Genomic DNA, 11,252 nt, shown 5'->3' on the forward strand with positions numbered 1-11,252 from the left:
TGCCTCGCGCGGCGGAGCCACTATGGCCGTCGCTTACAGTTTCAGGAGCAAAGACCATGCGCGCCGAAGCGCAGGATCATGTCGATACCATCAACGCCGCGCTGGCGCTCTTGCGCCGTTTCCTCGACTGGGACCGCGCGGTGCGCCGCCTCGACGAACTTAATGCGAAGGTCGAGGACCCGACGCTTTGGGACAATCCCAAGGCGGCGCAGGATGTCATGCGCGAGCGCCGCCGTCTCGACGAAGCGATCACCGCGACGCGGTCGATCGAAAAGGAGATGGGCGATACGGTCGAACTGATCGAACTTGCCGAGATGGAGGGCGACGAGGCGCTGGTCGATGACGCGGTGCAGTCGCTCGCCACGCTGGCGGCGCGCGCCGAAGAGGACAAGATCAAGGCGCTGCTCGCGGGCGAAGCCGACAGCTATGACTGCTATATCGAGGTTCACGCCGGCGCGGGCGGCACCGAAAGCCAGGACTGGGCCGAAATGTTGCAGCGTATGTATATGCGCTGGGCCGAAAAGCGCGGCATGAAGGTCGAACTGATCGAATATCAGGCGGGCGAACAGGCGGGCATCAAATCGGCGACGATGCTGGTCAAGGGCGAGAATGCCTATGGCTATGCCAAGACCGAGAGCGGCGTTCACCGCCTCGTCCGCATTTCGCCCTACGACAGCTCGGCGCGCCGCCACACCAGCTTTTCCAGCGTCTGGGTCTATCCGGTGATCGACGACAATATCGAGATCGAGATCAACGAAGGCGACCTCAAGATCGACACCTATCGTGCGTCGGGCGCGGGCGGGCAGCACGTCAACACGACCGATTCGGCGGTGCGTATCACGCACATCCCGACCGGCATCGTCGTCGCCAGCCAGAACGACCGGTCGCAGCACAAGAACCGCGCGACCGCGATGGGGATGCTGAAGGCGCGAATGTACGAGGCGGAGCTCCAGAAGCGCGAAGCCGCGGCTTCGGGCGAATATCAGGCCAAGACCGAAATCGGCTGGGGTCACCAGATCCGCTCCTATGTCCTCCAGCCCTATCAGCTGGTGAAGGATTTGCGCACCGGCGTGACCTCGACTGCGCCCTCCGACGTGCTCGACGGCGCGCTCGACCCCTTCATGGCAGCGGCGCTGTCGCAGAAGGTGACAGGCGAAAAGGTCGAGGTGGAGGATATCGACTGATGCGCCGCCGCGCGGCCCGGCCTGCGGCGCTGCCGCTGTTCGCCGCGCTGGCCGCGCTGTCGCTGCTCGGGGGATGCAAGGCGCCGTGGAGCGAGAATAGCGACCGCCCCGAAACCGCGCGCGACTTTCCGCCTGCTGACCGTCCGGTCGCGCCGATCACCTCGACCAAATGGTCGACCGAAGAGGCGCGGGACCGCGTCAACGAAGCTGACGACATCATGGATTCGGCCGACGTGCGCCCCGGCATGACGGTGGCCGATATCGGCGCCGGCGACGGCTATTATACCGTGCGGCTCGCGCCGCGGGTCGGCCAGTCGGGCCGCGTGCTGGCGCAGGATATCCAGCCCGAAGTGATCGAGCGGCTCGCCGACCGTGTCGCGCGCGAACGGCTCGACAATGTCTCGCTCAAACTTGGTGCGGTCGACGATCCGCGCCTGCCCGCGGCCAGCTTCGACCGCGTGTTCATGGTCCATATGTATCACGAGATCGGCGAGCCCTATGCCTTTCTATGGCGCCTGCGCCCGTCGCTGCGCCAGGACGGGCAGGTGATCGTCGTCGACGGCGATCGTCCGATCGCCCAGCATGGGACACCCTTTCGCCTGCTCGTCTGCGAATTCGAGGCGGTGGGCTTCAAGCTTCTGTCCTATGACGACAAGGCACATGCGGGCGGCTATCTCGCGCGCTTTGTACCCGACGGTCAGCGCCCAGCGCCTACAGCCATCAAGGTCTGCAAGAACCCCTAATAGACCAGCAGCCTGTCGTCGGCGCGCGCGTCGGCAAGGAAGCTGACGAGGCCGGCGGCGCGCACCTGCGGCACCAGGTCGTTCGCCGTCATGCCCGCGAGCGCGATACCCGACTGACAGACGAACAGGTCAACATCCATCGCCATCGCCTCGGCGATCAATGCGGCAAGCCCCGGCTGACCAACCGCCTCGCGCGCACCGTCGCCGGCAAAGGTGACGGGCGTACGCAGCAGCGCCGCCGCCTCGCCCTGCAGGAACAGCCGGGCCGGGCGGCCGAGCGCCGCGGCAGCAATCCCTGTCTCCAGCGCGGCATAGAAGCGCGCACCGTCACAGCTCGCGACGATGATGCTCAGGCGCTGCATATCGGACATGTCGGCTCCTTTGCGACACCGACCTCGCGCCAGCGGCGATCGAGCATGTCGAGGATGGCGAGGCGGCCGGTCAGCGGCTGGCCCCAGCCGGTCAGCGCGCGCACCGCTTCGAGCGCGGCCATCGTTCCGACCATTCCGGCGAGCGCGCCCATCACGCCCGCTTCGGCACAGTTGATGCCGGGTCGGTCGGGATCGTCCCCGACCAGACAGGCGTAGCAGGGGCTGTCGCCGCGCCAGCCTTCATAGAGCGCGATCTGTCCCTCGAACGCGCCGATGGCGGCGCTGAGCAGCGGAATCTCGCGCGCGACCGCCGCGCGGTTGACCGCGAGGCGGGTGGCGAAATTGTCGCAACCGTCTAGGATCAGCCTCGCATCGGTCAGCAGCGCTTCGGCATTGCCCGTATCGAGCCGCGCCTCGACCGCCACCGCTTCGACATGGGGGTTGATGCGCCGCGCGGCGTCTGCCGCGACGACCGCCTTGGGACGGCCGATGTCGGCATCGGTAAACAGCGGCTGACGCTGCAGATTGGAAAGTTCGACGCGATCATCGTCGATGATCGTCAGCCTGCCGACCCCCGCTGCCGCCAGATAGGTGATCGCCGGACAGCCGATCCCGCCCGCGCCGATCAGCGCGACATGCGCCGCCTTTAGCTTCGCCTGCCCCGCGCCGCCGAACTGCGGCAGGATGATCTGGCGCGCATAGCGGTCGAGTTCGGCGTCGCTGAGCAAGACCTATTCGCCCGGCCGCCGCATCTTCATCGCCGTGAGCGACCCGACATTGGCGGGCGCATCCTGATCGCCTTCGCTCTGTTCGTCGGCCGTGCCGCTCGCGACCCCGGTCGATCCGAAGCCGCCCGCGCCGCGCGCCGTTTCGTCGAGCGTCTCCACCTCGGCAAAGGTCGCGCGCTGGACGGGCGCGGGCACGATCTGCGCGATGCGGTCGCCGCGTTTGATTTCGAACACCTCGTCGCCGAGATTGGCGAGGATCACCTTCACCTCGCCGCGATAGTCGCTGTCGATCGTCCCCGGCGTGTTGAGGCAGGTGATGCCGTGCTTGAGTGCGAGGCCCGAGCGGGGGCGCACCTGCACCTCATAGCCTGCGGGAATCGCCATCGCGAAGCCGGTCGCAACCGCGTGGCGCGCGCCGGGGCGCAGCGTCAGCGTCTCGGCCGCGACGATGTCCATCCCCGCGGCGCCGTCGCTCGCATAGGCCGGAACCGGCAGGCCGCCGCCGTTGGGCAGGCGCTGGAGGCGGATCTCAATCATCGGCAAGCGGGACGCGGGTATCGAGTTCATCGGCGATTTTTTCCATCAATTTGCGGGCGACGGCTTCCTTGGGCAGCCGGTCCCAACTCTCGACGCCAGCCTTGCTGACGATATGAACGCGGTTCGTCTCGCCGCCCATCGGGTCCGCCGACACATCGTTGGCGACGATCAGGTCGCAGCCCTTGCGGGCGAGCTTTGCCTGGGCATGGGTGATCACGTCGTTGGTTTCGGCGGCGAAGCCGACGAGCAGCGGCGGGCGCTTGGCGCTCTTCGCGACGCTCGCCAGAATGTCGGGATTTTCTGCCAGGGCGAGCGGTGGCACCTCGCCGCTGCCGTCCTTCTTGATCTTCTGCGCCGATGTGTCGGCGGCGCGCCAGTCGGCAACTGCGGCGACCATGATCGCGGCGTCGACGGGCAGTCCCGCCTCGACCTCGGCCGCCATTTCGCGCGCGGTTTCGACATCGACGCGAATCACGCCCGGCGGCGTCGGCAGCGGTACCGGTCCCGCGACCAGCAGCACCTCCGCGCCCGCTTCGGCGGCGGCTGCGGCGATCGCGAAGCCCTGCTTGCCGCTCGACCGGTTGGCGATGTAGCGGACGGGATCGATCGGTTCGTGGGTCGGTCCCGCGGTGACGAGGATGCGTCGGCCAAAGAGCGGGCGGTGGCGCGACGGCGCGAAATCGGGCTGGCCGCCGAGCGGTCGGACAACCGTGCCTTGCACCAGCGCCGCCTCGACCGCCGCCTTGATTGCTTCGGGCTCGGGCAAGCGGCCGGGGCCATATTCGCCGCACGCCATTTCGCCCGCGTCGGGCTCCATCACCGTCGCCCCGTCGCCGCGCAGCGTCGCGACATTGCGCTGCGTCGCGGGGTGCAGCCACATGCGTACGTTCATAGCCGGCGCCGCGAGCACTGGCTTGTCGGTCGCGAGCAGCAAGGTTGTCGCCAGATCGTCGGCGATGCCCCCCGCCATCTTTGCCAGCAGGTCAGCGGTCGCGGGGGCAACGACGACCAGGTCGGCTTCGCGTGAAAGCTGGATATGCCCCATCTCGACCTCGTCCTTCAGGTCGAAAAGATATGTATATACTTTATTTTCAGAGAGGGCCGCGAGCGTCAGCGGCGTGACGAACTGCTCGCCCGCGCGCGTCAGCACGCAGCGTACGCTATGGCCGGCCTTGCGGAGCAGGCGCACCAGCTCGATGGCCTTGTAGGCGGCGATGCCGCCGCCGATGATCAGAAGGATACGCCGATGGGTCATGACCCTATCCTATAGGATGTCCGCGCCCGCGATCCACGCAGATTCTGACCGCTCAGACCGCGGGTACGGAAACTGGGGACGGCACCGCCCGGATCGACCGGTACAGAGCAAGGAGTGCGGCGGGCGCGAAGATCAGCCCCACGAACAATGTCGGTTCGATCAGCATCGCCCAGTAAAAATTGTTGGGGCGGGCGAACAGCATCAGCATCGCCGCATAGCCGAGCTGGACGATCAGCATCGTCGTGCCCAGCCGCGATCGCCATGCGGCCCAGCCGAGCAATGCCAGCGGCACCACCGGCACCATCGTCCAAGCCGGAAGAAAGCGGAAAACCGATGATACATGGACGAAGGACAGATAGGCGGGCCATCCCCCCATCCCGCTCCAGCCTGGGGTGGTCATATCGCCGGGACGGACGAAGGCGGTCAGCGTCGTCGCATGCCATGCCATCAAGGCCAGGAAGCCCAGTCCGATACCAAGCCAGCCGGTGGCGGCGCGCCAATCGCGGTCGATCAGCGCGAACAGGCCCAGCAACATCGCCACGGGCAGGACCGTTTCCCGCATCGCCAGCGCGAGCGCGATCACCGCCATCGCCGGCCAGGGACGGGCAGGGCGATAGAGGGCGAGCGCCAGCGCGATCAGCACGCCCGCCACCACTTCGTGCATCAGCACCCATTGGCGCGATACGATCTGCGACATGTTGACCGCCATGAGGAACGCACCGAAGCGCGCATAAGGCGGCAGATCACCGGCCATCAACCGCTTTCGCCACAGAAGAAACGCCGCAAGACCGGTCAACGTCAGCAGCGCGACCGACCCGCGCAGGCCGATTACCGCCATGATTTCGGCCTGGGTGGGCAGGCGTACGGTGAAGAAGGGATGCAGCGGATAGCGATGCGCGCGCTGCGTTTCCGTCGCGGCGGGATAATAGGATTGGCCCGCCTCCATCTTGCGCAGGATGTTGAGGTACAGCGCATGATCGCCGACCATGCCTTCGAACTTCATCGATGTGGGCTTGGCGGGCTGTACCCGCTTGCCGCCCACGCCGCCGCTCCATCCGGCCACCATCAGCGCGGCGAGCAGGACCAGCACGGCCGCGGCCCAAAGCCGCGGGATGGCCGAAAAGCGGTTCCAGCCGGTGGCGGCCGTCGGCGCTATTTGCGCCACGTCAGCGCCGAAGACATGGCGAAATTCCAGATCGCGCCTACCAAGACCCCGGCGACGCCCGCGACCCACCAACGCTCATTCTGCCCGGCGAGCCAGGTGCCGATGCCGATATTGGCGAGCGCGCCGACCGCCGAGATCGCATAGAAGCTCGCCAGTCCGCCCAGCACCGCCCAGCCCTTGAGCTTGCGGTCGGCGTAGGTGAAGCTGTTGTTGAGGAAGAAATTGAACGCGATCGCGGTCACGACCGCTCCGGTCTGCGCCATCATGAAACTGTTGCCGGCGGTCAGCAGCGCCCACAGCACCGACAGGTGGACGATGACGCCCAGTCCGCCGACCATCAGGAATTTGAGCAGCCGGACCGGCACGAAGCGGCCGATCGTCTTTTCGGCGAGCAGTTCGGCATATTCGGCGATGACGCGCGCGCCGATCTTGCTCTCGCCCGCTTCGCGGGTGCGGAATTGATAGGGAATTTCGGCGACGCGCAGCGGCGTCGGCGACGACGCCAATATGTCGGCCAGTATCTTGAAGCCGATCGCCGACAGGCGTGGCAGCGCCGCGTCGAAGGCTTCGCGGCGCATCGCGAAAAAGCCGCTCATCGGATCGCTCACCTTGGTGCGCAGCGCGATCTGGCCGATTTTTGTCGCAAACTGGCTCATCGACACGCGCAGCGCGCTCCATTCGCCGACGCCGCCGCCATCGACGTAGCGGGTGCCGACGGCGATGTCGGCGTCGTTCGAGGCCACCGCGTCGATCAGGCGCGGCAGCGCGTCTTCGCTGTGCTGAAGATCGCCGTCCATCACCGCGATCACCGGAGCGGCCGTCGCCAGCACCCCTTCGATCACCGCTGACGACAGGCCGCGGCGGCCGACGCGCTGAACGATGCGGACGTGGCGCGAGTTGCGGGCAATGCGGCGCACGACGTCGCTGGTACCGTCGGGCGAATTATCGTCGACGAACAGCACTTCCCAGCCGCGACCGGCAAGGACGTTCGTCAGCTTCTCGACCAGCCGCTCGACATTGGCGGCCTCGTTGAGCGTCGGGACGACGACCGCGACTTCGAGCGGGAGGGTGTCAACCGACACGATCGGGTCGGCAAGGGCGGTTTCGTGGTGCATATCGGGTGAAGATGCCTCGGTTCGATCGAGCGGTACCGCCCTGTTGGTCCTCAAAAACGCTAGCGAATTAAGGTAAATCTTTGGTAATCACAATCGGCCTTGGCGGCGGCGATCAACCGCCCAGCGCAAGGAGGATCGCAGCGCCTGCGGCCGCCCCGGCGAGCGCGGTCAGCGCATAGCGCCATGCTGTCCGCTTTTCGCCCTTTTCCCACATCAGCCGGACATCGGGGAGCGGCGGCGCGGGCGGAGCAGCGCCCGGCTTCGGCAATTGCGCGTCGAGGCGGCGGATGATGTCGGGGATCAGCGCCAGCGTCCGCCCCTGTTCGCGCAGCCCATCGGCCAGCGCGGCTTCGGGGCCCAGTTCGTCACGAATCCATCCTTGCACGAACGGTCCCGATACATCCCACATGTTGATCCGCGGGTTGAGCATCGTGGCCACGCCCTCGACCATCACCATCGTCTTTTGCAGCAGCAGCAGATGCGGCTGGGTCTGCATGTCGAAGTCGCGGGTGATCGCGAACAGTCCGTCGAGCATCTGCCCGACCGACAGCTCGCTCACCGGTTTGCCGCGCATCGGCTCGCCGACCGCGCGCAGCGCCGTCGCGAATTCCTCGACGCTGTGATAGTCGGGGACATATTGCGCCTCGAAATGAATCTCGGCGACGCGGCGGTAATTGCCGGTGGTCAGCCCATAGAGGATCTCGGCGAGCCAGTAGCGCGCCTGTCGGTTGATCCGCCCCATGATGCCGAAATCGACCGCCGCGATCGTCCCGTCGGCCTTCACGAACAAATTGCCCTGGTGCATGTCGGCGTGGAAGAACCCCTCGGCGATCGCCTGGCGCAGAAAGGCCTGGACCAGATTGGTCGCCAGCTTTTCCATGTCGTGCCCCGCCGCGACCAGCGCTTCGCGGTGCGAAATCTTGATCCCGTCGATCCAGTCGAGCGTCATGACGCGCGACGCGGTGCGGTCCCAGTCGATCGCGGGCACTTCGTAGGTTGGCTCGGCCGCCATTGCCTCGCGCAGTTCGGATGCCGACGCGGCTTCGCGGCGCAGGTCGAGCTCGCGCAGCGTCCAGCGGCGGAAATTGGCGATCACCTGCCGCGGCCGCAGCCGTGCGGCTTCGCCGCCCAGTGCCTCGAGGTGCGCGGCGGCCCATTCATAGGTTTCGATGTCGCGCGCGAACTGCTTGTCGATGCCGGGTCGGCGAACCTTGACCGCGACCTGCCGGCCCTCGGTGGTCACCGCGCGGTGAACCTGCGCGATCGAGGCCGAACCGACAGGTTCGGGATCAAATTCGCTGTACAGGCTTTCGAGCGGTGCCTCGAACGTCGCCTCGATCTCGGCACGGATGCGGGCAAAGGTCACGGGCGCGAGCGCGTCCTGCAGGGTCAGCAGGTTGCGCGCCGCCTCTTCGCCGACGAGATCGGGACGCGTCGCGAGCGTCTGTCCCAGCTTGACCGCCGCCGGTCCGATCGCCTGGAAGGCGGCGGCATAATCGGGCACCTTGGGCTGGACCGTGCCGAGCCGCGCGATGCGGCACAGCCGCTTGACCCCTGGCGGCGTCTGCGGCGCGGTCTCGATCCCGCGCAGCGCACCGTGGCGCGCCAGGATGCGGCCCCACTTCAGCAGGCGGGCAATATGGGTGACGGGTCGGGTCAAGCCTTCCACCCGCTATGGATCGCGACCAGTCCGCCCAAAATCGGTTCGACCTTCACCGCGGTAAAGCCCGCATCGCGAATCATCTGCGCAAAGCGCGGCATCGGCGGGAAGCGGCGGATCGATTCGATCAGATAGCGATAGCTGTCTTCATCGTCGGCGATCAGCTTGCCGAGCTTGGGCACCAGATGGTGCGAATAGGCGTCATAGACCTGTGCAAAGCCGGGCCATTCGTTGGTCGAAAATTCGAGGCAGAAGAAGCGCCCGCCATAGCGCAGAACGCGGTGCGCCTCTTTCAGCGCGGCGGGAATGTCGGTCACGTTGCGGATGCCGAAGGCGATCGTATAGGCGTCGAAAAACTGGTCGGGAAAGCTCAGCTTTTCGGCATTTTGTTCGGACCATACCAGCGTGTCGATGCCGCGCTCCGCCGCGCGTTCCATGCCGACGCCCAGCATGTCGGGATTGATATCGGCGACCGTGATGCTCGCGCCCGACGGCTCCATGCGAAAGGCGATGTCGCCGGTGCCGCCCGCCATGTCGAGGATCGCCTCGCCTGCGCGCGGCTTGACGCGCCGGACAAAACGGTCTTTCCACAGCCGGTGCATCCCGCCCGACATCGCGTCGTTCATGATGTCATATTTGCGCGCAACGCGGCTGAACACCTCGCCGACCATCGCGGTCTTCGCGGTCGCGGGGACCTGTTCATAGCCGAAGCTGACGGTGTCGGGGGTGGTCATCGGGTGCGCGCCTTTGCGGGGAAAGCCTCTTTCAGCAGCGCCTTTAGCCGGGCCTTGCCGCGCGCGCAAATGCCAGATACCGCTGGCGCGAAATGCCCGAGCTTCCCGAAGTCGAAACCACCGTGCGCGGCCTCGCGCCCTTTCTCGAGGGGCAGCGGCTCGTCACGGTCAGCACCTTCCGCCCCGATCTGCGGCGTCCCTTTCCCGCTGACCTTGCGCAGCGGCTGACCGGGGCGACGGTCACCCATCTCGCGCGGCGCGCCAAATATGGCATCGTCTCGACCGACCGCGACGACCATATGATCTTCCATCTCGGCATGTCGGGGCGGTGGCGCACCGAGGGCGGCGAGGCGGGCAAGCACGATCATCTGCTGCTCGAAACCGGCGCCGGACACCGCCTGTTTCTCCATGATCCGCGGCGGTTCGGGTCGGTCGATCTTGTGAATGGCGATCCGCTCGCGATCTTTCCCGCGTTCGTAACGCTGGGACCGGAGCCGCTGTCGGACAATTTCGACGCCGCCTATCTCGTGCGCGCGCTCGCCGGCCGCCGCGCGCCGATCAAGGCGATGCTGCTTGACCAGACGATCGTCGCGGGACTCGGCAACATCTATGTTTGCGAGGCGCTCAACATGGCGCGAATCGCGCCGACCCGCCCTGCGGCCGACGTCTCGCGGGCAAAGCTCGGCACGCTGGTACCGGCGATCAAGGCAGTGCTGGCGGCGGCGATTGCTGCGGGCGGTTCGACCTTGCGCGATTTCCTCAGTCCCGAAGGCGACCTCGGCTATTTTGCCAAGGATTGGCGCGTCTATGGCCGCGAGGGCGAGCGCTGCGAATGCGGCGGCACGATCGTGCGGATCGTCCAGTCGGGGCGGTCCACCTTCTATTGCCCCAAATGCCAGCGGTGAGCGTGATCGGATGCCGCTTTTCCAGCGAAAAGCGTTGACCTTCGGAGGCATGCTGGCTATGGGCCCACCCTTCGAGCAGGGTCCGGTCAACCGGAACCGGCCGCATCCGGACATTGATTCGCCGTCCACGCGCGATTCGGCTGCTCCGCTGCTGCTGTGCTCCGACCGTTGAACCGATTGGATATTTTGAGGAACTTATGGCCAATACGCCGCAGGCAAAAAAGCGCATCCGTCGCAACAGCGCGCGCACGCTGATCAACAAGAATCGCGTGTCGCGCATCCGCACGCTCGTGAAGAAGGTCGAAAACGCGGTTGCCGCCGGCGACAAGGCCGCCGCGACTGCAGCGCTCGCAGCGGCGCAGCCCGAAATGGCGCGCGGCGTTGCCAAGGGCGTCCTCCACAAGAACACGGTTGCGCGCAAATATTCGCGCCTGACCAAGAGCGTGAACGCGATCGCCTGATCCGCGCACGCCGCACCGTCCCGAAAGGGCACAAAAAAGGACCCGTCGGCCAAGCGCCCGCGGGTCCTTTTTTGTTACAGCGCAATGGCAAAGCTGTTGCAGCGCGGTAAGTGACGGATTTATCGCGATTCGTTTACCATGACGTTTTTACGCTGCACTAAATATCTGAAAAATATAAGAAATATTGCCCTGCAACGCGTTTCCGCGTCCCCTTGCGAGTCAAGAATTTTATTTCAGATTTTTTACGCTCCGCACCCTTGATCGACTCGTCTCCCCCTGCCTAGAAAAAGGCGTCGTTGGCCTTCGCCGGCGGCCGCCACATCGACATGATTCGGAAAGCTTCGGGCTGCGCGCCCGGGACAGGATGCTTGCGCCCCGGCGTGGGCGCCCGGAT

11 protein-coding genes and 1 pseudogene are annotated in these 11,252 nt (G+C 66.1%); 4 read left to right on the top strand and 8 right to left on the bottom strand.

Going from position 1 to position 11,252, the window contains the following annotated elements; genetic code table 11:
- The first annotated feature begins 56 nt into the window (after window positions 1-56).
- Entirely contained in the window at window positions 57-1,184 is a 1,128-nt protein-coding gene (prfB, locus tag MU856_RS18660; RefSeq protein ID WP_040590389.1) for a peptide chain release factor 2, read from the top strand.
- Window positions 1,184-1,927: a class I SAM-dependent methyltransferase gene (locus MU856_RS18665; protein ID WP_263588158.1), complete on the top strand. Its 744-nt coding sequence runs from the start codon at window positions 1,184-1,186 to the stop codon at window positions 1,925-1,927. The genes prfB and MU856_RS18665 overlap by 1 nt, the downstream gene beginning before the upstream one ends.
- On the opposite strand, the gene MU856_RS18670 is transcribed toward MU856_RS18665, so the two are convergent.
- The 8 genes and pseudogenes from MU856_RS18670 to MU856_RS18705 all read right to left on the bottom strand — a co-directional run bounded on the left by MU856_RS18670 (window position 1,924) and on the right by MU856_RS18705 (window position 9,492).
- Window positions 1,924-2,298 (bottom strand): DsrE family protein, encoded by a 375-nt coding sequence (locus tag MU856_RS18670; RefSeq protein ID WP_238929735.1) that lies wholly within the window; start codon window positions 2,296-2,298, stop codon window positions 1,924-1,926. The two genes, MU856_RS18665 and MU856_RS18670, sit on opposite strands and share 4 nt — an antisense overlap.
- A complete protein-coding gene (locus tag MU856_RS18675) occupies window positions 2,277-3,026 on the bottom strand; it encodes a HesA/MoeB/ThiF family protein (RefSeq protein ID WP_062901162.1) in 750 nt (249 codons plus the stop codon). Before MU856_RS18675 ends, MU856_RS18670 begins: the two co-directional genes overlap by 22 nt.
- Before the next feature lie 105 nt (window positions 3,027-3,131).
- Window positions 3,132-3,593, bottom strand: a pseudogene (gene dut / locus MU856_RS18680) (dUTP diphosphatase); the annotation flags it as partial.
- Window positions 3,556-4,818 (bottom strand): bifunctional phosphopantothenoylcysteine decarboxylase/phosphopantothenate--cysteine ligase CoaBC, encoded by a 1,263-nt coding sequence (gene coaBC, locus MU856_RS18685; protein ID WP_186401261.1) that lies wholly within the window; start codon window positions 4,816-4,818, stop codon window positions 3,556-3,558. The gene coaBC and the pseudogene dut, both read right to left, overlap by 38 nt.
- A 52-nt stretch (window positions 4,819-4,870) precedes the next feature.
- A complete protein-coding gene (locus MU856_RS18690) occupies window positions 4,871-5,983 on the bottom strand; it encodes a hypothetical protein (protein ID WP_062901159.1) in 1,113 nt (370 codons plus the stop codon).
- Window positions 5,971-7,098 carry a glycosyltransferase gene (locus MU856_RS18695; RefSeq protein WP_062901158.1) on the bottom strand — a complete coding sequence of 376 codons (1,128 nt, stop codon included), beginning with the start codon at window positions 7,096-7,098 and terminating at the stop codon, window positions 5,971-5,973. Before MU856_RS18695 ends, MU856_RS18690 begins: the two co-directional genes overlap by 13 nt.
- A 112-nt stretch (window positions 7,099-7,210) precedes the next feature.
- Window positions 7,211-8,758, bottom strand: coding sequence for a 2-polyprenylphenol 6-hydroxylase (gene ubiB, locus MU856_RS18700; protein ID WP_186401260.1), 1,548 nt, complete (start codon window positions 8,756-8,758; stop codon window positions 7,211-7,213).
- Entirely contained in the window at window positions 8,755-9,492 is a 738-nt protein-coding gene (locus MU856_RS18705) for a class I SAM-dependent methyltransferase (protein WP_062764412.1), read from the bottom strand. Before MU856_RS18705 ends, ubiB begins: the two co-directional genes overlap by 4 nt.
- A gap of 92 nt (window positions 9,493-9,584) precedes the next feature.
- Between MU856_RS18705 and mutM the strand changes: the two genes are divergently transcribed.
- On the top strand, window positions 9,585-10,397 hold the full coding sequence (gene mutM, locus MU856_RS18710) for a bifunctional DNA-formamidopyrimidine glycosylase/DNA-(apurinic or apyrimidinic site) lyase (RefSeq protein WP_062901156.1): 813 nt from the start codon (window positions 9,585-9,587) through the stop codon (window positions 10,395-10,397).
- Between the two features lie 197 nt (window positions 10,398-10,594).
- A complete protein-coding gene (rpsT, locus tag MU856_RS18715; protein WP_003048739.1) occupies window positions 10,595-10,858 on the top strand; it encodes a 30S ribosomal protein S20 in 264 nt (87 codons plus the stop codon).
- The last annotated feature ends 394 nt before the right edge of the window (window positions 10,859-11,252 follow it).

This window comes from Sphingopyxis sp. GC21 (assembly GCF_025727575.1).
Lineage (GTDB): Bacteria > Pseudomonadota > Alphaproteobacteria > Sphingomonadales > Sphingomonadaceae > Sphingopyxis > Sphingopyxis terrae_A.

Excerpts from the sequence above, each read along its gene's own strand:
- prfB (WP_040590389.1), top strand. The coding sequence starts at position 57 with ATGCGCGCCGAAGCGCAGGATCATGTCGATACCATCAACGCCGCGCTG.
- MU856_RS18665 (WP_263588158.1), top strand. The coding sequence starts at position 1,184 with ATGCGCCGCCGCGCGGCCCGGCCTGCGGCGCTGCCGCTGTTCGCCGCG.
- MU856_RS18670 (WP_238929735.1), bottom strand. The coding sequence starts at position 2,298 with ATGTCCGATATGCAGCGCCTGAGCATCATCGTCGCGAGCTGTGACGGT.
- coaBC (WP_186401261.1), bottom strand. The coding sequence starts at position 4,818 with ATGACCCATCGGCGTATCCTTCTGATCATCGGCGGCGGCATCGCCGCC.
- MU856_RS18695 (WP_062901158.1), bottom strand. The coding sequence starts at position 7,098 with ATGCACCACGAAACCGCCCTTGCCGACCCGATCGTGTCGGTTGACACC.
- MU856_RS18705 (WP_062764412.1), bottom strand. The coding sequence starts at position 9,492 with ATGACCACCCCCGACACCGTCAGCTTCGGCTATGAACAGGTCCCCGCG.
- mutM (WP_062901156.1), top strand. The coding sequence starts at position 9,585 with ATGCCCGAGCTTCCCGAAGTCGAAACCACCGTGCGCGGCCTCGCGCCC.
- rpsT (WP_003048739.1), top strand. The coding sequence starts at position 10,595 with ATGGCCAATACGCCGCAGGCAAAAAAGCGCATCCGTCGCAACAGCGCG.